The organism is Paenibacillus sp. OAE614 (genome assembly GCF_040546645.1).
GTDB classification, from domain to species: Bacteria; Bacillota; Bacilli; order Paenibacillales; family Paenibacillaceae; genus Paenibacillus_AQ; species Paenibacillus_AQ favisporus.
This window is the reverse complement of record NZ_JBEPOD010000001.1, coordinates 4,070,296-4,091,324: the sequence shown is the minus strand read 5'-3', so window position 1 is coordinate 4,091,324 and position 21,029 is coordinate 4,070,296. Positions and strand designations below refer to the sequence as shown.

Sequence of the window (21,029 nt, the reverse complement as noted above, 5' to 3'; positions counted from 1 at the left end):
AAAATCAGGTGCAAAACCCTCCCTTAAGGCATTTCTTGCACTTTTCTAATAAGGGCTATTCTGATAAACTAAGATTTAACGTTTGGCAGGGGGGACATACAGTGAACAGACCTGACTTGAAGGAATTAATGAAAGAACGAATATTGATATTGGACGGTGCCATGGGTACCATGATCCAGCAGGTCGACCTTGGCCCTCAGGATTTTGGTGGAGAAGAGCTGGAAGGCTGTAATGAAATGCTGGTCATTACCCGTCCCGATGTGATCGAACAGATCCACGAGAAGTATCTGGAAGCCGGGGCGGATCTCATAGAGACGAATACGTTCGGCGCTACCTCGGTCGTATTGTCCGAATACGACATTCCCGAGAAGGCGCGGGAGATTAATCTGCTTGCTGCGGAAATTGCCCGCAGAGCGGCGGATAAATTCAGCACGCCGGACAAGCCTAGGTACGTGATCGGAGCGATCGGCCCGACGACGAAGACGCTGTCGGTGACCGGGGGCGTAACTTTTGAGGAGCTCGTGAGCAGCTACGAGGAGCAGGCGGTTGCCCTGATCGAGGGCAAAGTCGACGCCCTGTTGCTTGAAACGAGCCAGGATACACTGAATGTTAAGGCTGGCAGCATCGGAATCCGGAATGCCTTTGCAAGCACAGGGATCACGCTGCCGATCATGATTTCCGGTACGATCGAACCGATGGGGACGACCCTGGCCGGGCAGAACATTGAAGCGTTCTACATTTCACTGGAGCACCTGAATCCGATTTCGGTCGGCCTTAACTGTGCGACAGGTCCGGAATTCATGCGCGATCACATCCGTTCGCTCGCCTCCATGGCCAAAACGGCGGTCAGCTGCTATCCGAATGCCGGCCTGCCGGATGAGAACGGGCATTATCATGAGTCTCCGGAGTCGCTGGCCCGGAAAATGGAAGACTTTGCGGAGCAGGGCTGGCTCAATATTGCCGGCGGCTGCTGCGGCACGACCCCGGATCATATCCGGGCGCTGAACGAGGTCATGAAGGGCTACCAGCCGCGTCAAATGGAAGGGAGCCATCCGCCGGCGCTGTCCGGGATCGATCCTGTGTACATTGAGTCAGACAACCGGCCTTATATGGTGGGAGAGCGGACCAACGTACTCGGCTCTCGCAAATTCAAACGCCTGATCGTGGAAGGGAAGTACGAGGAGGCATCGGAGATCGCCCGGGCCCAGGTCAAAAACGGAGCGCATGTCATCGACGTGTGCGTGCAGGATCCGGACCGGGATGAAGCGGAGGATATCAAGCTGTTCCTGGAGCTTGTGGTGAAAAAGGTCAAAGTGCCGCTCATGATCGACACGACCGATCCGAAGGTCATCGACCTTGCGCTCAAATATTCTCAGGGCAAGGCGATTATTAACTCCATTAACCTTGAAGACGGTGAAGAAAAATTCGAATATGTGACTCCGCTCATCCATAAATACGGGGCTGCCGTCGTGGTGGGAACCATCGATGAGAGCGGACAGGCCATTGACCGAAACGACAAGCTGAATGTGGCAAAGCGATCCTACGATCTGCTCGTTCATAAATACGGCATTCCCGCTGAGGACCTGATTTTCGACACGCTAGTGTTCCCGGTTGGTACCGGAGATGAGCAGTACATCGGTTCCGCCAAGGAAACGATTGAAGGGATCCGTTTGATTAAGGAAGCGATGCCGGAGTGCCATACGATCCTTGGCATCAGCAACGTCTCGTTCGGTTTGCCGGAAGCGGGCCGCGAAGTATTGAACTCCGTCTTCCTGTACGAGTGTACGAAAGCGGGCCTGGACTATGCCATCGTGAATACCGAGAAGCTGGAGCGCTATGCCTCGATTCCAGAAGCGGAGCGGAAGCTGGCCGAAGAGCTGATTTACAATACGAACGATGAGACGCTGGCCGCGTTTGTGGCGGCGTTCCGGAATAAAAAGGTCGAGAAGAAAGAGAAAATTTCGAACTTGTCGCTGGAAGAACGGCTGGCTACCTATATCGTTGAAGGCACCAAGGAAGGGCTGATTCCCGACCTGGATGCTGCGCTGCAGAAGTACGGCGCCTTGGAGATCATCAACGGGCCGCTCATGGACGGCATGTCCGAAGTCGGTCGTCTGTTCAACAACAACGAGCTGATCGTGGCGGAGGTGCTGCAGAGCGCCGAGGTGATGAAAGCGTCCGTGTCCTATCTGGAGCCTTTTATGGAAAAGAACGAAACGTCCGTCAAAGGGAAGATGCTGCTGGCCACCGTTAAAGGCGACGTGCATGACATCGGTAAAAACCTGGTCGAGATTATCCTCTCGAACAATGGTTACCAAATCGTCAATTTGGGTATAAAAGTACCACCGGAGACGATCATCGAGGCTTACCGGAAGGAGCAGGCCGATTTGATCGGACTATCCGGTCTGCTGGTGAAATCCGCACAGCAAATGGTCGTGACCGCGCAGGATTTGAAAAATGCCGGCGTGAAGGTGCCGATTATGGTTGGCGGAGCGGCATTGACCCGCAGGTTCACCAAAACGCGGATCCGGCCGGAGTATGAAGGCATGGTCGTGTACGCGAAGGACGCCATGGACGGGCTTGACCTGGCAAACAAGCTGATGGATCCCGAGCAGCGCAGTCTGATGCAGGCTGAAATGGACGCGGAGCTCGAAGCTCTATTGGCGGAAGCTGAAAAGCCGGTTGAGCTGCCGGAACTGACCCGTGCGGCCAAGTCCAACGTGTCGACGGATGTCCCGGTCTTTAACCCGCCCGATTTGGAGCGGCACATCATCCGCAACTATCCGATCAGCCACATCATCCCATACATGAACATGCAGATGCTGCTTGGCCATCACCTGGGGTTGCGCGGTCAGGTCGAGCAGCTGCTGGAGAAAGGTGACGAAAAAGCGCTGGATTTGAAAGCAACCGTCGATGAAGTACTGGATCAGGCCGCCCGCGAGGGGATTATCCAGGCGCATGCTATGTACCGCTTTTTCCCTGCGCAGTCGAGGGGCAACGACATTGTCATTTACGATCCGGAGGATCACACCAAGGTACTGCATACGTTTACGTTCCCGCGCCAGAACGTGGCACCGTTCCTCTGCCTCGCCGATTTCCTGAAATCGGTCGACAGCGGCAAGATGGACTATGTCGGCTTCCTGGTCGTCACCGCGGGACAAGGCATTTCGAAGCTGTCTTCGGAGTGGAAGGATAAAGGGGACTATCTGAAGTCCCATGTCCTGCAATCGGTAGCGCTTGAGACCGCCGAAGCGCTGGCCGAGCGCGTTCACCATATGATGCGCGATACGTGGGGCTTCCCTGACCCGGCCGATATGACGATGAAGCAGCGTCACGGGGCGAGGTATCAAGGCATCCGCGTCTCCTTCGGATATCCGGCATGTCCGGATCTGGAGGATCAGGAGCCGCTCTTCAAGCTGATGCAGCCGGAGGATATCGGCGTACATCTGACCGAAGGCTTTATGATGGAGCCTGAAGCCTCGGTGTCGGCGATGGTGTTTGCCCATCCGGAAGCACGGTATTTTAATGTCGACAAGGTAAAATAATATATATTCGGTTCATAGCCGAACCGAAGCAAATGTCAGCAAAACCCTCCGAATGTTCGGGGGTTTTTTGCTGGCGCATTCTTGGAAAGAAGGTATAGCGTTATGGAACTGGAGTTTTTGGGTACCAATGCGGGGGTTCCTTCCCTGCAGCGGAACGTGACATCGATGGCGCTTCGGATGTACGAGGAGCGGCGCAGCTTCTGGATGTTCGATTGCGGCGAAGGCACGCAGCATCAAATTCTGCGGTCTTCATTAAAGCTGAGCAAGCTGGAGAAAATTTTCATTACCCACCTGCACGGTGATCATATATTCGGTCTTCCCGGGCTGCTCTCCAGCAGGTCCAACCAGGGCGGCACCACGCCCTTGCAGCTGTACGGACCACCGGGGATCAAAAAATACATAGACACGTCACTTACCCTCAGCCAGTCGCGAATCGAGTTTGAACTTGAGGTGATTGAGCATACGGGGGGAGTCATTTTTGAAGACGGGGAGGTCCGGGTTGAATCCCGTCTGCTGGAGCACCGCATTGACAGCTATGGATACCGGATCATGGAAAAAGACAAGCCAGGCAGCTTGGACTTGAAACGGATGGCCGAGTACGGGTTAAAACCGGGGCCGATTTACGGCCGTTTGAAGCGCGGGGAGAGCATCGACCTGGAAGATGGCCGGGTGCTGACACCGGCAGACGTGCTTGGTGCGCCGAAGAAGGGGCGCGTCGTTACGATCTTGGGTGATACCCGCCCTTGTGCCAACGTTCTGCCGCTGGCCGAACAGGCGGATCTGCTCGTTCATGAGGCCACGTTTCTGCATGAGCTTCATGAGACCGCACACAACTATCATCACAGCACGGCGCTTCAAGCCGCAGAAGCTGCCCGCGATGCGGGGGTCAAGGAGCTCATTATTACGCACTTCAGCTCACGTTACAAGGATATTGAGCACCTGCAGCCTCTATTGGCGGAAGCCAGGTCACTCTTTCCAAAAACGCTGCTGGCCGAAGAATTGGTGCTGTTTCCGGTGACCCGCCACGAAGAATAGTGAAGACATAGGGCAGGCGATAATGGAATGAAGGCTCCGGGCGAGCCTTTTTTCTTTAAGATTATAGAATTTATAAATTTCAGCGAAGCTGAACCATTCTATAATCGCAAGAAAAACTTCAGCTAAACGCGGTCTGTCTTCTTTGAAAGTACGTCGATAGACGTTTTTCTTACTGCAGCGGTTCATTGCCCGGATAATCATTATTTTCCGGGAAAGCGCAGGAAATGACACAACTTTGCACAATTGGACTTCCCGTGATAGGTTTCAGGGGAAACGCTTGACGAAATAATGGAGATAAACGTCCTTGTCGTCGTGCTTTCGGTTGCCACATTCCTCCGTTTTCTTTTACAATGGAACAAGCTGGGTTACAGGAAGCCTGGAGATCGACCGTTGCAGCGGGAGCCAGGCTTTTCGCAGCCATAAGTTTTACTAGATGAAACGAGGTATGTCCATTGAACACGCTGAGAACTACCCGCGGTCTGCTGATTGACCTGGACGGAACGTTATATCATGGGAAACATATGATACCCGGAGCGGACATTCTGATTCGAACGCTGCAATCGCGGGAAATCCCTTATTTATTCGTGACGAACAATTCTTCGAAAACGCCGGAAATGGTGGCTGCTCATTTGAACGAGATGGGCGTTCCCGCCGACAAAGAGAAGGTTTGCACCTCGTCACTGGCCGCCGCGCGGTATATCGCTGAAGAATCTCCTGGGGCCAGAGTGGCTATGCTAGGGGAAGATGGGCTTCGGCAGGCTTTGATTGAGGAAGGGCTCAAGCTCGTCGACGAAGCGCCTGAATTTGTCGTGCAAGGCATCGACCGCTCTTTTACTTACGATACGCTCGCCCAGGCCGTTCGCTGGATCCGTGAAGGTGCCCGCTCTGTGCTGACCAATCCCGACCTTCTGCTCCCTTCCGATCACGGGCTTGTCCCGGGAGCCGGATCGCTTGGAGCGGCAATTGAAGCGGCTTCCGGTGTCAAACCAGTGATTATCGGGAAGCCTTCGAGCCACTTGATGAAATATGCTACGGATCGGCTGCAGCTGTCCCCGACCGAAGCCACTGTGATCGGTGATAATATGCGTACGGACATTGCGGCAGGGGCTGCCGCGGGATGTCAGACGATTTTGGTCCTGACGGGGCTGACGACGGAGAGCAACTTGCAGATGCACGTCGATGCAGCCGGCATCTCTCCGGACATCATTTGCCGTGATCTGACCGAGCTGACTCAGCTGTTGTGTCCTTGACACCTTCAGGGACCGTTTTATATACATTTACATGAACATCCGTGATGGATTTTGAAAGGATAGATGAACAAGATGCCGGAACTGCCGGAAATGGAAAATTACCGAAGATTGCTGTCAGAACTGATTATCAATGCTCCGATTACGAACGTAGTCGTCAACCGGGAGAAATCCATTAATGTTCCCGTTGAAAGCTTCAAGGAGGAACTGCTTGGCAAGAGAACGATTTTTGTGGAGCGGCGCGGAAAGCATCTCATTTTCCACCTGAACAACGGCCGCAGGCTGCTCCTGCATCTGATGCTGGGCGGCTTGATGTATTACGGAACCGAAGAGGACCGCCCGAAACGTTCTACCCAGATTGAAATTTCGTTTGGAGACCGGACGCTGTATTTTATCGGCCTTCGGCTAGGCCATCTTCATCTGCATTCGGCAAAAGAAGTCGATGAGCTGTTCGCTCCCCTTGGACCGGAACCGCTGGACCGCCGGATGAACCCGGAAAAGTTTGCAGGAATATTGCAGGGGCGGCGCGGATCTTTAAAATCGCTGCTGGTCAACCAGCATGTCATTGCCGGCATCGGGAACTGCTATGCGGATGAAATCGCGTATGAAGCCGGTCTTCTGCCTTCGGTGAAGGTTCAGGACTTGACGGAAGCATCGGTTGCGAGGCTGTATGATGCCATGCAGAAAGTACTGCGGGAAGCCCTTGAAGGCGGGGGCTATATGGATACTCCGTTTATGGTGGGAGACCAGTTAACCGGCGGCTATGACGATCAGTGTAAAGTGTATGACCGTGAAGGGGAAGCATGCTACCGCTGCGGAGGTACGATCAACAAATCCGAATTAAACGGGCGGAAGTTTTTTTATTGTCCGTCCTGCCAGCATGAGCAGTAACCAGCTGCTCATCGGCTGCCATGTCAGCACGCGCGGCGGTTATGGGAGAGCTGCCCGGCGGGCATGGGAGATCGGAGCGAGATCGTTTCAATATTTTCCGAAAAATCCCCGCAGCATGTCGATCAAAACGCTGGATGCATCTGCTGCGGCGGACTGCCTTACCTTTTGCCGGGAGCACGGCATGCCAAGCATCGCCCACACTCCGTATCCGATCAACATCGCAATCGGCGACAGCCGGGGCCGGGAGCTGTACGAGCTGACCGTCAAGTCGCTGCAGAACGATCTGATCATCGCCGAGGCTTGCGGCACGGTCGGCATCGTGGTCCACTTCGGACATTTCAAAGGACGCGATGCATTACAAGGCTACAAAAATATAATACAATGTTTAAACGAGACGCTGTCAGGCTGGCAGGGCAGCGCGAAGATTTTGCTGGAAAACCAGGCCGGCACCCCGGGCTCAATGGGCATTACGCTTGATGAGCTGGTAAACATCAGGCGGCTGAGCGATTACCCGGAGAAAATAGGCTTTTGCCTGGATACTTGCCATGCATACGCATCAGGCGTGTGGGATCCGCGTACGACGGATGCCCTCGTTGAGCGGGGCAGAGAGCTTGGATACTGGAGCGATCTGGCCGCAGTTCACCTGAACGATTCCAAATACCCGCTCGGGTCGGGAAAAGACCGCCATGAGCGGATCGGTCAGGGGTATATTGGCGAGGAAGCCTTTCAGGCGCTGCTGTCATATCCGGAATTCCATGGCAAGGCGCTCGTGCTGGAGACGGACGCAGGCGAAGACGGTACGCACCTTGGCGATATCGCCAAGGTGAAAAGCTGGCCGATCGATTAGCCGTTTCGTTTTGTTTTTTTAGGGAAGGAGGGACCCGAGCGTGATCCATCTGTTTTTGGATGACTACCGCCGCTGTCCGCAAGGCTTTACCCTCGCTCGCAATGCGGAGGAATGCCTTCTGATGCTTAAGGAGTGCGAGGTTGGCATCTTATCGCTTGATTTTGACTTGGGACCCGGTGAAATGACCGGCAAGGACGTGGTCAAGCATATGATTACGGACGCCTTATTCCCGCAGGAGATTTATTTGCATACGTCGAGTATGTGGGGGAAAAAGGAAATGTATGAGCTGCTCTATCATCATAAGCCAGAGCATGTCGTGCTTCATAATGGCCCAATGCCTCCGGATGTGCTTGAGCGGGTTGCGGGAGGGGAAACGCAATGAGGCATCTAAGCGAGCAGGAGCTGCTGAAGGAGCTTTGGACCAAGGGGCAGCCGCTGGCAGTTTTTTTGTATACTCCTTTCTGCGGCACGTGTAAAGCGGCCAGACGAATGCTTGAAGTGGCGGAGCACCTGCTGCCGGAGGGCATTGTGGCGGATGCGGACGTGAACATGCTGCCGCAGGTCGTTCAGCAGTATCAGATCCGCAGCGTGCCTGCGCTCCTCGTCACCGACGCGGACCGCAGCGCCAAGCCGTCCATCCGGTACAGCATGGGCTCCGTGGAGGACCTGCTGCAGGAAATTAGGGGAGTGATTTCATGATTTCGATGAAGGACGTGACGCTGAGAAGAGAGGACAACCTCATTCTTGACCATGTGTCTCTCGAAATAAAACCCGGGGAGCATTGGGCGATTCTCGGGAGAAACGGCTCGGGTAAAACGACGATGCTGGAAATGATGACGGGTTATCTTTTTCCCAGCTCGGGTACAATTGAAGTACTGGGTAATGTATATGGCGAGTGCGATGTCCGGGAAGTGCGCAAAGATATCGGCTATATCAGCCCTTCGCTGATCGAAAGGCTGTCGCTCAGCGACCCGGTTTGGGAAGTAGTGGCGACCGGAGCGTACGCTTTTTTGCGGTTTTATCAGGAGATTCCGGCGGACGTAAAAGAGAAGGCTTATAGTCTGCTGAAGGATATGCACTTGGGAGGACATGCGGAGCATCCCTTCGGCACGCTCTCTCAGGGCGAACGGAAAAAGGTACTGCTGGCACGCTGCTTGATGGCAGAACCCAAGCTGCTGATCATGGACGAGCCATGTGCGGGCCTCGACTTATATGAGCGGGAGAAGATGCTGGCCGAGGTCGACCGGCTTCGCCAGCGGAATATGACCGTGGTGTATGTGACCCACCATGTGGAAGAGATCGTGCCTCTATTCACCCATGTGGCGCTGATCCGTGACGGCAAAATCGCCGGTTCCGGTCCAAAGCAAGAGGTGCTGACTAACGAATTGATCAAGCGGACTTACGACATTCCTGCCAAACTGGAATGGGATGAAGGACGTCCATGGATTAAAGTGATTTCTGGAGGGTAAACCCATTTTGACTGATCATAACTTATCGAATAATGAAAATAGCGGGGAATCGGGAGATTCCATCTCAAGATTTATATGCACGGCAAACCACGGCTTCGCTCCTTATGCCCAGGAAGAGCTGCGCCGCAAATTCGGCCGCCTGAAAAGCCGCGTGCTCGTGTCTGGAGAGGTGTTCCTGTTAACGCTAAATGAAGAAGCCGGCCGGGCCGTAGACATGATTATCAGCAGCCCGCCGATCTTTCTGCGTCACATCCAGCCTGTGCAGCTGGAGCAAAATGCAGAAGACATGGATCAGGCGGTCCGTGAGGTCAGCGCCTTCCTGCGGAACCGGAAGGAGCTTCATGGCGCAGCCGTGTCGCTTCAGGTTCGGAAAGCCGACGACAGCCTGTGGCAGGACAGCGCGGGCAAACTGCGCGAAACGCTGGCCGAGATGCTGAGCGACCTCGGGGCGGATTTCGTCGTGCAGGATCCGGAGTGGATCATTTCTATTTTTGCCGCCGGAAGCATGCTGTACGCCGGGATTTCACGGCCATCCGACAACTTGTCGGACTGGAGCGGCGGAGCAATCCGCTTTCAGCGTGAGGAAGGACAGATCTCCAGGGCCAAATTCAAGCTGCTCGAAGCCGAGCACAGCTTTGGCATCGATTTCACCGCTTTTCACAAAGCGCTTGATATCGGAGCGGCGCCTGGAGGCTGGACGTCCTTTTTGCTGGAGCGCGGTTTACAGGTTACGGCCGTGGACCCGGCGGTCATGCATGAGTCGCTGCAGGGGCATCCCGCGCTGCGGATCCTCCGGAAAAATGCCTCAGAGGTACAATTCAAGGATGAGGAATTTGATCTTCTTGTCTGCGATATGAGCTGGAGTCCGAAACAGATGGTGAAGCTGGTGAAGGAGCTGCTGCCAAGCCTGGCTGCGGGAGGAACGGCGGTTGTAACGGTGAAGCTGATGCATAAGAAACCGATGGCATTAATTGATGACGTCATTTCGTCGTTTGAGCAGGCTGAGATGCAGGTTCAGAGAGCGAAGCAGCTGTTTCACAACCGGGACGAGATCACACTTTATATGATTAAATATTAAGGTTGTTAATGCTTTAGTACTGGTTTGCCAATATTGGCGCAATGATGCAGTTTGGAAAATATTTCTTGCGCTATCCGACAATTTATTTTATACTGGTACCAAAATTAACCAAACGATAATATAGGGAAAGCATCCCGGAGTACGATCGTGGCCCAGGCCACGTCGTCATCCAGAGGGTGCTTTCCTTTTTTGTCGTTCAGAAAGGTTGTGTATACGATGAGTCATCCTTCCAGGCTGCGTCCCGGACAAAGGATTGGAGGGAGGTATGAAGTAATCGCCAGCATTGGCGAAGGGGGTATGAGCCGGGTATACCTGGCAGCGGACCTGAAGCTTCCAGGCAAGCAGTGGGCCGTCAAGGAGACACCGTCGAGGCCCGAACTGCTTCAGGGCTTGCAGGATGAGGCTGAGCTTCTCATCTCATTGAACCATCCCCGTCTCCCGCGAATCGTCGATTTTTTCGCATCGGATGAAGAAGGGTTCGCTTATTTGGTCATGGACTTCATTCAGGGTGTCACGCTCGAGAAGTATTTTAAGGAGAACCAATACAGGCTCCCGGCTGGAACTATTCTGCAGATCGCGAATCAGCTGCTGGAAGTGCTGGAGTATCTGCATGAGCATGAACCCGCGGTCATTTTTCGCGACCTGAAGCCATCCAACATCATGCTTGCCCGCCAGTTGGAAGTCCGATTGATCGATTTTGGGATCGCCAGAAATTACAAGCAGGATCAATATCAGGACACCGTTAGGCTCGGTACGGTCGGATTTGCGGCCCCGGAGCAGTATGGATTGGGGCAAAGCGACGCAAGGTCGGACTTGTACGGCTTGGGCGCCTTGATGCTGTATTTGTCCACCGGCGGCAAATGCAGCGAATGGAAGGAAGGGGTACAGGAACTGATCCGCCCCGATATTCCGAGAGGCATGATCCCTATTATCCGCCGCTTGCTGAACATTGAACCCGAAGACAGGTACCAATCGGCCAAGGAGGTACGCTCGGTCCTGGATTCCATCGGGATGCTGGGTACAGGACCGGTGGGACTGAAAGCGGGGAGGAAGCCGGGATTTCCGGGAACGCTGGCGATCGCGGTCATGGGGGCAGGCAGCGGCACGGGGACAACCCATACGGCGATTGCCGTCGCGCATTATTTGGCCCGAAGCTACGGCAAAGTGGCCCTTGTCGAGATGAATCTGCAATCTCCGGCGTTCGGCCGGATTCAGAGAATCGCGGCCGGCAGGACAGATAGCGTTCAAACGGGTGAGCGCAAGTTTGAGGTGCAGGGCGTGGATTACTGGCGGCAAACCGGGAGGGCAGACGTGATCTCCCTGCTTGGTGGAAGCTACAGCTTTGTGGTGATGGATCTGGGAGCTTATTTCGGTAATGACCGGCTGGAGGAATTTCTGCGTGCGGATATTCCCATCATTGTCGGATCGGGAGCGGAGTGGAAGCAACAGGATTTGGTCGGGCTCGTCCAGCAATTGTCCAGTCATCCGCAGCATAAGTGGATGTACTTTCTTCCGCTCGCACCGCAGGACGCTGTGCACCGGCTGCGGCGTACGCTGGGCACGTCCCGGGTATTTTCCATCCCGCTTCAGGTGGATCCTTTTGACCAATGCGATGAGATGGACCGGGCATTTGTCCGGATATTCCAAGGGCTGCTGCCGGTCGCGGAGCGCAGACGAAAGTTCAGGTTTGGCTTAAGCTGAGATGCGACTATGAAGGAGGGAGTAATCGGGAAGTATGTCAAAGTTAAGGCAGCGAACGAAACACTTGATTTATGCAGGCATGGCAGGCGCTTCGGCGATGGGGCTGCTGTTTGCAGGCTATGCGGTCTGGAACGCGATGGAGCACAACAAACGGGAGGGAGTGATAGAGCACCACTACCAGCGGCAAATCGCCGATTTGGAGCAGGCTCAGCTCCAGTCGCAGAAGTCAATGGCATCCGGGTGGACCATCTCCCGCGATGTTGCTCCCGGAGAGACGATCAAGCAGGGCGATCTGATTCAGATCAAGCTTCCGCTCGAGGCTACCCCTGGCAACCTGATCACGGACAAGGACGGAGCTGCGGGAAGGACTGCCAAGATCGAGCTGGGCAAAGGTACGCCGCTAACCGAAGCGATGCTGTATGATGGCCAGCCGACAGCGCCGGATTTAAGAAACCGGGAGATGAAGGCGGTCTCACTACCCTCCAACCTGAGGCAAGGCGATTCCGTCGACGTACGGATCCAGTTTCCTTCCGGTCAGGACTACATCGTGCTGTCCAAGAAAAAGATAGATAAGCTTGCTTCGCCAACGATGTGGATCAAGATGAACGAGCAGGAGATTTTGTCTTTGTCGAGCGCCATGGTGGATGCCTATTTGCATGATGCCGCATTATATGCGCTCACTTACGTTGAACCGGAAATGCAGAGCAGGGCGGTCCCGACCTATCCGGTAAATAAAGCCGTGATGAAACTGATTGCGAGCGACCCTAACATCGTAAACAAAGCGGAGCAGACGCTGGCTGAGGCCGTGCGCACAGCGCTGGAGAGCGACCTTGCCCGCGCGGATGCACAATCTCCAGGGAACGGCTCATTTTCGGCGTCGGAATATTCTTCAGGGTATGGTCAGGCCTCAGGATCTTCCTCTAGCACGCCAAGCTCGTTCCAGACGGACGGTTCAACCCCTGACGGGGAGTCAGAGGACTCGTTTACGTTGGACCAACCGCAGCAGAACAAGCTGCTGGAACAGGCAGTGAAAGAGGGTGGGAGTTCAACGGATCAACCATAGTTAAGAGCAGCCGGAGCTGTATGTGAGCAAAGCAACACGATGCGTGAATTTTTGAAAAAATCGACAGGCCAGGGGTGATGAGGTGAAGACGTGGATCTTTGCCGGAATATGCGACAAGAGCGAGCTTCTGCTCTATGTTTGCATGCTGCTTCGTGCGGCAGGGCAAAAGGTATTGCTGGTGGATGCGACCGAGAAGCATAAATATCCGCTGTATATCGGACAGCTGGACAAACCGCTGTCTGTAACGGAATTTTCCGGCTTTGATGTCGCTTCGGGTTTTGCGGATGAATCCGAACTGAGGGAACATTTAGCGCTAGTCGGGACATCGATAGAGCAATACGACGTGGTTGTGTTTGATATGGAGCAGGCGGAATTTTGTCCCCGTGATACCTGGGAAAGGGCCTCTGCGTTGGTATGGGTCAGCGATTATGAGATTTGGACGCTGGAGCAGGGAAGGGATTGGTTGGAAGACTTGCTACGCGGGCATCTCGGCAGTACGCAGCAGGAGTTCTATAAAGTGTACGTACGGGCAGTGGATGATTTTTTTGACGAAGGGTACGCGGAAGGATATTTCGGCAGCCTCCCTGTGCTATGGAAAGAAGCATCTGTCGTCATCCCATGGGTTGAGACGGATTATGCCTTGAAGCTGCAGAACGATCATACCCGGAAGGTACGGATCAGACGCCTAAGCCGAATATATAAAAAAAATCTATGCCTGCTGATGAGACTTCTGACAGATATGGAACCGAAAACAATCCATCGCGCCTTACGGAGCGCGGAAAGGAGCAAAGTATGAGTACAGTAGCATTTTGGAGCCCGTTAGAGGGAGGGAGCGGAAGTTCGGCGCACGCAGCAGCGGCTGCGGCTTGCCTCAGTTTGGAATATCGCCTGCGCATCCTTCTCGGTCACGGTGGTACGGCGGGGGAACGTGTGGAAGGGGCGTTCCGAAGCAGCAAGCTGGTGCTCGACCATTCCCTCGTGTCGTTTCACGATCACGGTATGGACGCGCTGGAAAGGCTTGCGGTTAACCGGCGTTTATTCAGGGACAATTTCCGGGATTACACGATCCCTGTGCTGCCTGAGCGTCTCGACTTCGTCCAGGGAAATGACCGTCGGGGAGGAACGCTGCCGGGTTATCGCGCGCAATCGGTGCAGTCCATCGTAACGATCGCCAACCAATGTTATGATCTGGTACTGCTGGATGCCGGGTCCGGGATGGGGGCAGCCGGGGATCCGGGGGACGGGGCGATGCTGGAGCAGGCGGATTTGATCGTCGTCAGCCTGACGCAGAGTGTTCAGGGATTGGAACACTTTTTCAGCGGGAGACACTATCCCGACCAGTTAAAAGATAAGCCGGTTATCCTTGTCCTTGGGCGCTACGACAAAGAATCCCACTGCACGCTTCACAACATTAAACGCAGGTTCGGGTATAAGGGCATTCTTCACGGAGTTCCTTACAATACGGATTTCATGGATGCGTGGAACATGCATGGTGTCATGAACTATATGCAGCGCAGCCGCAATCTAAACGAGCGGCACCCATCGGCACACTTCTACGGCAGCATAAGGCAGCTGGCCAAAGACCTGATGAATATGCTTGAAATACCCGCTTTGAAGATGGTGGGAAGGGGAGCTTGAATGTTTTCCGGACCGCTGTTCAACATTTTGTTTATGGCAATCATTTTATTATTTGCAGCTCTTTTCATTTACTTGAGATGGCTTGATCTGCGCAAACGGCCCCCTGTATCCGGGACAACCGGCGTTGAATTTACGATCGAAGCGATGACATCCTTCGTCAAACAGACCCTTCATGAGCTGACCCACAGTCAACTAACCGACCTGGGACTGCATGAAGAAGAATACAAGCGCAGGCTGAATCAGCGCAGTGAGCTGCGCAAAGCGCTTAAGAACTGCATTTCTGGAGATGTTCATGAAAAGCAATACGTGAAGCAGTTTATGGCCGATTTGTTGGTCAAAAGTTATGGCGTGACGGAGGGCAACATAGATCAGGCGATTCCGTTTGCGGATCCGAGGCTTTTGAACGTACAGGATCAATTCGAAATCATCTTTTATTTATACAAACTGCAGTATGGCCAGGACGCGCTGTCGATGATGCTCGAACTGCATGGTCTAGCCGACCTGCGCGTGCTTCCTGGTTATGGCGATGAGCCAGTTTATGCTGTAACCGCCAGCGATGTGGAACAAATGTATACTAATGAATCCCGAAGCCTGATGTTTTCGGAGAAGCTGGAGATTGTCGTTCAGCGTATTTACCAGCAGTTTAAAGGGTTTTCGGTTATCGATGAGCTCAGGGATCAGCGGATTGACGGCGTCAGCGGCGGTGTGAGCGGTATTTTGGCTGATGAGTCATTCGCCGCCTCCTATGGACTGGACCCGCTGCGTATGCTGCAAGCTTCGGTTCAGCCGGATCGTAAAGCCAGAATGACTGAAAGCGTGTGGATATTTTACAGGGGCAAAACGATTCATATGGCCTGCCTGTCCTTCGGGACAGAGCTTGAGCTGAAGCGTGTCTGCCAGAACATTTATAAATACAATCACCCCGGCCAGCTGTCGGAAGCTAACGGCTACAAAGTAAACGAAATGAAGGACGGGTCGCGCGTCGTGGTGGTCAGGCCGCCGTTTTCGGAGTCATGGGCTTTTTTCGTCCGTAAGTTTGACATCCGCAGCGCGACGCTGGAGCAGCTGGTCACCGGGGATAACGCCCAGCTTCCGATCCAAATGCTGCGCTATCTCATGAAAGGGAGCCGAATTACGGCCATCACGGGAGCCCAGGGCTCAGGCAAGACGACACTGCTGATGGCGATGATCGAGCATATCTACCCGACCTATACACTCCGGGTGCAGGAAATGGCGTTCGAGCTCCACCTCCGGAAGATTTACAGCCGCAGAAACATTTTATCGTTCCGGGAGACAGATCGCATTACCGGACAGGAAGGATTGGACCTTCAGAAAAAGACGGACGGCACGGTCAATATATTGGGCGAGGTGGCCAGCGACGGGGTTTCCTCCTGGATGATCCAAATGTCCCAGGTCGCCAGCCTGTTTACCGTATTTACGCATCACGCCAAGACGTTTCGCGATTTGATCTTCTCCCTGCGGAATTCCCTGCTGAAGAGCGGCGTGTTTCACCATGAAGCCGTTGCTGAACAGCAGGTGGTTCAAGTCATCAACTTTGACATTCATTTGAAACGGGATGCTGCCGGCAAACGGTACATCGAACGGATTACCGAATGCATCCCCAAGGAGAAGGAGACGCTGGGCATGATTGAAGGGGGCACCCACGGGAGTATCAGGAAGATGCTAGGCCAATTCATGCAACTGCAGGCGGAATATTATCGCCGCGTTCATGACCAGAGCTCCTTTTCCTCCCGGAACATCATCGAGTTTCGCGACGGAGGATATGTGGCCGCAGAACCCATTTCCGAGAGGAACTTCAGGGAAATGGCCGAGCAGATGAGCGTGGAAGATGCGGTCATGTTCAAGGATTTTGCTCAGACGAATTGGGGGAATGGGTATGGGAATTAGGCGTCTGCTGTTCCTGGTCCTGATCATTTCTCTGGCGTTGTTTGCGGTAGTCTATGCCGTCATGATGTGGCTGAATAACAGGTCGCGGCGGAACCGGCTGGAGCTGCTGAGCGATCCTGCGCGTCCGAAGGATGAATTGATGCTGCGCAAACGATGGCAGCAATTTCTTCAAACCGCTTATATCGTAGGTTGTTCTGTACCGTTTCTTTCAGCCTATATCCGACAAGTAAGGAAACGGGTAAGCGGCGTTCATGCGTATGAGGAATTTTATCTGCGCCATGAGGTCATGAAAGTTACGCTTTCCATACTGGGGACACTGAGCATTTCAGTTGCGGTGCTGTTTCTGCTAAACCCCAGATTAAGTTTCCTTCTGCTGGTTCTGCTTACTGCGGTGGTGATCAACAGCCTGTTGATCGACATGGTGGTTAACCGGCTGGAGCGGCGGCTGCTCGTCCAAATGCTCGATCTGTTTTCGGATATCCGCCACCGGTATCATCAGCATGGGATGGTGGATGAGGCGCTGCAGGAGGCGGCTGAATCGGCCGATGACGAGGCAGGCCTTCATACCCGAAAAATTGCCGAGGCGCTGATCAGCAACAACCCTTCCGAAGAATTGGAGAAGTACTATGAAGCTGCACCCAACCGTTTTCTGAAAGCTTTTGCCGGCATTTCTTACATGATCATGGAGTTCGGCGACAAAGTGAAGGAGCAGGGTTCCATCTATTTGCAGGGACTTAGCGGGCTGACGAAGGAGATCCATCTGGAAATTTTGCGGCGAAGCAAGCTCGATTATCTGTTAAAAGGCCTCAACGTGATCGCGTTAGTTCCCCTGTTTTTTACCAAGCCGATCGAGCGATGGGCCAGAAGCAGTTTTCCGGCGATGGATGAGTTTTATATGAGCAAGCTTGGGTATGCGGCCAAAATTCTCATTTATATCGTGATTATCCTGTCGTTTGTTTTGCTGCAAAAGCTTCAGCAGAATGATGAAACTACATACCGGGCGGGAAGAAACAGCCGCCCATGGGAGAAAGCAATATCGCGTGTTCCGTTATTCCGGGTAATGGCCGCATGGGCCGCCCCCCATCCGGGAAGCGCAGATTATTCCAAAGTGGTCCGCTTGATGAAGGAAACCGGAACCGAGCTGACCTATGAATGGTTTTACATCCGGCGGGTCGTCTACAGCCTCATTGTGTTTGTGGTTACGCTGACGATGACATTGTATCTTCATCAGATGTCCAGGCATCACATCATGTACGATCCGGTGGTTCAGGACAGCTTCTTCGGGCAGACGACCATCACCCAGCAAGAGGAAGGAAAGCGTCTCAGCAGCCGGGACCTAGAGGTCATGAGAAGGGTGAACATGTCGCCGGAAGCTACCTATGCGGAGATTGCCGAACAGCTGCAGCAGGCTGAAAGCAAAGGTCTCGGCAAAGACGAGCTTGTAGACTCGGCTCACCGGATCCTCGGTAAGCTTCAAGCTTATCACAACGAGTATTTTAAATGGTGGGAGCTTGTGTTGTGCCTCTTCGCCGGCATGCTTGGATACGAATGGCCTTTCTGGCTGCTTCTGTTCCAGAGGAAGCTCCGCTATATGGACATGCGGCATGAAGTCTACCAGTACCAGACCGTCATTTCGATGCTGAGGGAGATGGACCGGATTTCGGTGGAGGAAATTTTAGAGTGGATGGACCGTTTTGCCGTCATATTCAAAATTCCGATTCAGAAGTGTCTCATTCATTATGACCACGGCGGGGAAATGGCTCTCCAGCAATTGAAGGAGGAGGTGCGGTTCACCGAGTTTCAAAGAATCGTGGACAAGCTGCTCCTTTCCGTGGAGAAAATACCGATCAGCCAGGCTTTCGACGATTTGGAAGGCGAGATGTCCTTTTATTTTGAGCAGCGAAAACAGGATTATGAGCGGATCATTGATACAAAAGCGGGTCTTGGCAGGCTGATCGGCTTTGCACCCATGTACTCCTTGATTTTCATCTATTTGGTCATCCCGCTGATTGCGATGAGCTTCATGCAGATGAACATCTATTACGAGCAAATTCAAAAAATATAAGGAGATGTAAACCTATGAACAACGCGTCCAGTGCATTAAAAGTAGCCGCAGGCATTTTTCTGACGATCGCCCTCATTACGATTGTTGTCATTCTGTTTATATCGGCGCAGGAAGCCACAAAAACCGCGCAAAACAATTTCTCGGACATCCAGACCGAGCTGTCCCAGGCTTCGTTTACGGTTTACGACGGAACAAGCATCAGCGGTTCCCAGGTGACGAATGCACTGCGAAAGTTCAAGGATAAGGACCAATTCGGCATTTTGGTGAAAACGGGCAAAAACAGGCAGGGTCAGTGGTACGGCAATCAGCTCAACATCAGCGCCGATATTGCGAGCGACACTTACGGTTCGGTGATCAATACAGGGCAGCGTGTAGGAAACTTGACGGAAACTGCCAACGAGTCCAGCAATGAGTATGTCAATCCGAGCGGAAAGTTTAAGGCAAGCATCGTGAAGGACAGCTCCAATGTGGTACGGGGACTTATATTTGAACAGTAGGCAGGGACGGTGAAGGAGTGGCTTAGGTTATGAATCAGCATGCAGAAAGCATGATTTCCGTCAGTGTAGCCTTCATTTTGTTTATTAGCGCCTGCATCTCCGCTCTAGGCTTAACCGGCGAACTGAACCGTACCGTGAACGGGGTAGGGCGCGCCGCCCAGGGACAGTTGAGAAGCGTACAGCCCGTATTGGAAGCATCGCATGAGGATTGGGTAAGCGGCTCTCAAGTTGTGTTCAGTATGATGGGGCTTAATGATCCGAGTGTCCGGATTTCGGTAGACGGTGCAAATGTTCCCGGAGGTCCATGGGAGGATGGGTTTGATTTCTCAATGATCGAGACCGGCGCGCTGTACTCCGTTGCTTATGAGTGGGACGGCTCCGGCGTCCTGACCGGCATCCATTTTGCGAAGTCGGAGAATAGGGAGAAGACCAGCCATGAGTAACGCCATCTCGAAGTTTGCGGCGGTGCTGCTGGCCGTGGTCGTCATGTACATTTATCCGGCAGCGGAAGCTTCGCAGAGGCAGGACGACCTGTCCCGCATCGTCGTCTATAATGCAGTGACGCAGTTCGTGGATGCCGTAAGGAACAAGGGCTATATCAGTCCGGTGATGTATGAGCAGTTTCTGGAAGAAATTCAGGCGACGGGCAACGAGTTCGACGTGCAGATGGAGCATCTTCACAAGAAGTATCATCCGGAATATACCGACGCGGCTGACCCGGGTACGTTTCAAAACAAGTTCAGCACCGTTTATGACGGATATTATACCTCTGACATTATGGATCATATATTTCCCAACACTACGGTTCCCAAAGACGATGAATCGAGAGTCTACAAGCTCACGGCCGGAGACTATTTTAAAGTTACGGTCAAAAATGTGAACCGGACAGCGGGAACGGTGATGTTCGATTTCGTTACAGGGGCATTGACCGGTGAGGCCGCAGTGATCGCTTTTCCGTATGGAGGCATGGTACTTAATGAAGATTACTGATTTTTGCCTCGTATTCATCGTCATATTCTTTCCGGTCTTTTTGATCGTGGGTTACCATGTTCAGGATCAGCGGAATGTTCGTTTTACCGAGCTGAAGTACGTTACAGCCTTGAGAACAGCCGTTCAGGACGCGGGGAGCATGCTGAACGTCAATGAGCGGCAGGAGTTTGAGTCAGGCTACGGCTCGGCGAAATTTTTTAAAGCGGATAAGGAGCTGGCCCTTGATACGTTTTACCATACACTGTATGCCAATTTGGGGATTGAAGAGGATGCGGCTGCCCAGCAGGTGCTGGACCGTTACATTCCGGCCGTAGTTGTGATCGATTATGACGGATACTGGGTGTACGCTGAGGAGGAATATAAGGGAGCTGACGGCAGGGCATATGCCAAGCATCTATGGCTTCCGAAAAAGCCGTATAGTTACAGCGACCGGGCAGGCAATCTGGTCCATTTTACGCTCGATAATGTCGTAGAAGCTTATCAAGCCGGCTCGGGCACTTGGATCAGGGGACTTCAAAGGGAGCTCGGACCGACTTCGTCCATTCCTTTGCTGCAAGATGGGGTACGGTTTGAGCAGGTAAGAAGAACGACCATTGTTCAGGCGATCGAGGACGACCTTGCCAATGTCATTAACAGGCATAATGAAAAGGCAGTCCGAAACGGCGCATCGTACGTGTTTACGCTTCCGCTCATTTCGCAGGAGGAGTGGAATAACTCGATCGATGATATTGGCATCTTGGCGTTTATCCAAGGCATGCCTATCGGCGAGCAAGCATTGAACAATTACGCGCTAGGCAGCGGACGTTTGGTCAAGTCGACGGTTATCAAGGCGGGGGTGGATCACCGAACAGGTATCCGTTATTATTCCAGAGGTGATTGTGCCGATGATTTGGACGCTGCGGAGACCTTCACGAGCGCCAAAGAAGCGGCTGCAAACGGCTATTTTGAGAAACCGTCACACGGGCTTTCGAGCCGTAATGGTTTCTTCAATTAAGAAACAATGATTTCGTGGATTTCTGTTTTACGGCCGGCTCCTTCTTATGATAAAATGATGA

The 21,029-nt window shown here is 53.3% G+C and carries 19 protein-coding genes; all 19 read left to right on the top strand.

The annotated features are described in order from the left end of the window. Nucleotides 1-128: 128 nt before the first annotated feature. The 19 genes from metH to ABIE48_RS18625 all read left to right on the top strand — a co-directional run bounded on the left by metH (nucleotide 129) and on the right by ABIE48_RS18625 (nucleotide 20,968). Nucleotides 129-3,545: a methionine synthase gene (gene metH, locus ABIE48_RS18715; protein ID WP_483312693.1), complete on the top strand. Its 3,417-nt coding sequence runs from the start codon at nucleotides 129-131 to the stop codon at nucleotides 3,543-3,545. A gap of 102 nt (nucleotides 3,546-3,647) precedes the next feature. Next, the gene (gene rnz / locus ABIE48_RS18710) at nucleotides 3,648-4,580 is read left to right on the top strand and encodes a ribonuclease Z (protein WP_192715513.1); all 933 of its coding nucleotides are present in this window, start codon (nucleotides 3,648-3,650) and stop codon (nucleotides 4,578-4,580) included. A 452-nt stretch (nucleotides 4,581-5,032) separates the two neighbouring features. Then, nucleotides 5,033-5,830 (top strand): TIGR01457 family HAD-type hydrolase, encoded by a 798-nt coding sequence (locus tag ABIE48_RS18705; protein WP_483312659.1) that lies wholly within the window; start codon nucleotides 5,033-5,035, stop codon nucleotides 5,828-5,830. A 72-nt stretch (nucleotides 5,831-5,902) separates the two neighbouring features. Continuing rightward, nucleotides 5,903-6,718: a DNA-formamidopyrimidine glycosylase gene (gene mutM, locus ABIE48_RS18700; protein WP_192715836.1), complete on the top strand. Its 816-nt coding sequence runs from the start codon at nucleotides 5,903-5,905 to the stop codon at nucleotides 6,716-6,718. Continuing rightward, nucleotides 6,708-7,565 (top strand): deoxyribonuclease IV, encoded by an 858-nt coding sequence (locus tag ABIE48_RS18695; protein WP_192715512.1) that lies wholly within the window; start codon nucleotides 6,708-6,710, stop codon nucleotides 7,563-7,565. Before mutM ends, ABIE48_RS18695 begins: the two co-directional genes overlap by 11 nt. 40 nt (nucleotides 7,566-7,605) lie before the next feature. Then, the gene (locus ABIE48_RS18690; RefSeq protein ID WP_145132273.1) at nucleotides 7,606-7,947 is read left to right on the top strand and encodes a cyclic-phosphate processing receiver domain-containing protein; all 342 of its coding nucleotides are present in this window, start codon (nucleotides 7,606-7,608) and stop codon (nucleotides 7,945-7,947) included. Continuing rightward, nucleotides 7,944-8,264 (top strand): thioredoxin family protein, encoded by a 321-nt coding sequence (locus tag ABIE48_RS18685; RefSeq protein WP_192715511.1) that lies wholly within the window; start codon nucleotides 7,944-7,946, stop codon nucleotides 8,262-8,264. Before ABIE48_RS18690 ends, ABIE48_RS18685 begins: the two co-directional genes overlap by 4 nt. After that, nucleotides 8,261-9,034 (top strand): ABC transporter ATP-binding protein, encoded by a 774-nt coding sequence (locus ABIE48_RS18680; RefSeq protein WP_192715510.1) that lies wholly within the window; start codon nucleotides 8,261-8,263, stop codon nucleotides 9,032-9,034. The genes ABIE48_RS18685 and ABIE48_RS18680 overlap by 4 nt, the downstream gene beginning before the upstream one ends. A gap of 7 nt (nucleotides 9,035-9,041) precedes the next feature. After that, nucleotides 9,042-10,112, top strand: a complete 1,071-nt coding sequence (locus ABIE48_RS18675; RefSeq protein ID WP_145024206.1) for a 23S rRNA (cytidine(2498)-2'-O)-methyltransferase RlmM — start codon at nucleotides 9,042-9,044, stop codon at nucleotides 10,110-10,112. Between the two features lie 216 nt (nucleotides 10,113-10,328). Next, nucleotides 10,329-11,813: a protein kinase domain-containing protein gene (locus ABIE48_RS18670; protein ID WP_192715509.1), complete on the top strand. Its 1,485-nt coding sequence runs from the start codon at nucleotides 10,329-10,331 to the stop codon at nucleotides 11,811-11,813. A gap of 34 nt (nucleotides 11,814-11,847) precedes the next feature. Then, nucleotides 11,848-12,876 carry an SAF domain-containing protein gene (locus tag ABIE48_RS18665; RefSeq protein WP_192715508.1) on the top strand — a complete coding sequence of 343 codons (1,029 nt, stop codon included), beginning with the start codon at nucleotides 11,848-11,850 and terminating at the stop codon, nucleotides 12,874-12,876. Nucleotides 12,877-12,958: 82 nt separating this feature from the next. Continuing rightward, the gene (locus ABIE48_RS18660) at nucleotides 12,959-13,672 is read left to right on the top strand and encodes a hypothetical protein (protein WP_192715507.1); all 714 of its coding nucleotides are present in this window, start codon (nucleotides 12,959-12,961) and stop codon (nucleotides 13,670-13,672) included. After that, entirely contained in the window at nucleotides 13,669-14,514 is an 846-nt protein-coding gene (locus ABIE48_RS18655) for a P-loop NTPase family protein (RefSeq protein ID WP_145024214.1), read from the top strand. Before ABIE48_RS18660 ends, ABIE48_RS18655 begins: the two co-directional genes overlap by 4 nt. After that, nucleotides 14,515-16,422: an ATPase, T2SS/T4P/T4SS family gene (locus ABIE48_RS18650; RefSeq protein WP_192715506.1), complete on the top strand. Its 1,908-nt coding sequence runs from the start codon at nucleotides 14,515-14,517 to the stop codon at nucleotides 16,420-16,422. It abuts the gene before it with no gap. Continuing rightward, on the top strand, nucleotides 16,412-18,487 hold the full coding sequence (locus tag ABIE48_RS18645) for a hypothetical protein (RefSeq protein ID WP_192715505.1): 2,076 nt from the start codon (nucleotides 16,412-16,414) through the stop codon (nucleotides 18,485-18,487). The genes ABIE48_RS18650 and ABIE48_RS18645 overlap by 11 nt, the downstream gene beginning before the upstream one ends. A gap of 14 nt (nucleotides 18,488-18,501) precedes the next feature. Further along, entirely contained in the window at nucleotides 18,502-18,984 is a 483-nt protein-coding gene (locus ABIE48_RS18640; protein WP_192715504.1) for an ABC transporter permease, read from the top strand. 29 nt (nucleotides 18,985-19,013) lie between these two features. Beyond that, complete coding sequence (locus ABIE48_RS18635; protein WP_192715503.1) at nucleotides 19,014-19,427, top strand: hypothetical protein; 414 nt, start codon at nucleotides 19,014-19,016, stop codon at nucleotides 19,425-19,427. Further along, entirely contained in the window at nucleotides 19,420-19,974 is a 555-nt protein-coding gene (locus tag ABIE48_RS18630) for a hypothetical protein (RefSeq protein ID WP_192715502.1), read from the top strand. The genes ABIE48_RS18635 and ABIE48_RS18630 overlap by 8 nt, the downstream gene beginning before the upstream one ends. After that, the gene (locus tag ABIE48_RS18625; protein ID WP_192715501.1) at nucleotides 19,961-20,968 is read left to right on the top strand and encodes a hypothetical protein; all 1,008 of its coding nucleotides are present in this window, start codon (nucleotides 19,961-19,963) and stop codon (nucleotides 20,966-20,968) included. The genes ABIE48_RS18630 and ABIE48_RS18625 overlap by 14 nt, the downstream gene beginning before the upstream one ends. The last annotated feature ends 61 nt before the right edge of the window (nucleotides 20,969-21,029 follow it).

Bases quoted from the DNA above. Each gene is read 5' to 3' on its own strand.
- mutM (WP_192715836.1), top strand. From the start codon at position 5,903: ATGCCGGAACTGCCGGAAATGGAAAATTACCGAAGATTGCTGTCAGAA.
- ABIE48_RS18695 (WP_192715512.1), top strand. From the start codon at position 6,708: ATGAGCAGTAACCAGCTGCTCATCGGCTGCCATGTCAGCACGCGCGGC.
- ABIE48_RS18665 (WP_192715508.1), top strand. From the start codon at position 11,848: ATGTCAAAGTTAAGGCAGCGAACGAAACACTTGATTTATGCAGGCATG.
- ABIE48_RS18630 (WP_192715502.1), top strand. From the start codon at position 19,420: ATGAGTAACGCCATCTCGAAGTTTGCGGCGGTGCTGCTGGCCGTGGTC.
- ABIE48_RS18635 (WP_192715503.1), top strand. From the start codon at position 19,014: ATGAATCAGCATGCAGAAAGCATGATTTCCGTCAGTGTAGCCTTCATT.
- ABIE48_RS18645 (WP_192715505.1), top strand. From the start codon at position 16,412: ATGGGAATTAGGCGTCTGCTGTTCCTGGTCCTGATCATTTCTCTGGCG.
- ABIE48_RS18670 (WP_192715509.1), top strand. From the start codon at position 10,329: ATGAGTCATCCTTCCAGGCTGCGTCCCGGACAAAGGATTGGAGGGAGG.
- ABIE48_RS18680 (WP_192715510.1), top strand. From the start codon at position 8,261: ATGATTTCGATGAAGGACGTGACGCTGAGAAGAGAGGACAACCTCATT.
- rnz (WP_192715513.1), top strand. From the start codon at position 3,648: ATGGAACTGGAGTTTTTGGGTACCAATGCGGGGGTTCCTTCCCTGCAG.
- ABIE48_RS18625 (WP_192715501.1), top strand. From the start codon at position 19,961: ATGAAGATTACTGATTTTTGCCTCGTATTCATCGTCATATTCTTTCCG.
- metH (WP_483312693.1), top strand. From the start codon at position 129: ATGAAAGAACGAATATTGATATTGGACGGTGCCATGGGTACCATGATC.
- ABIE48_RS18640 (WP_192715504.1), top strand. From the start codon at position 18,502: ATGAACAACGCGTCCAGTGCATTAAAAGTAGCCGCAGGCATTTTTCTG.
- ABIE48_RS18655 (WP_145024214.1), top strand. From the start codon at position 13,669: ATGAGTACAGTAGCATTTTGGAGCCCGTTAGAGGGAGGGAGCGGAAGT.
- ABIE48_RS18685 (WP_192715511.1), top strand. From the start codon at position 7,944: ATGAGGCATCTAAGCGAGCAGGAGCTGCTGAAGGAGCTTTGGACCAAG.
- ABIE48_RS18650 (WP_192715506.1), top strand. From the start codon at position 14,515: ATGTTTTCCGGACCGCTGTTCAACATTTTGTTTATGGCAATCATTTTA.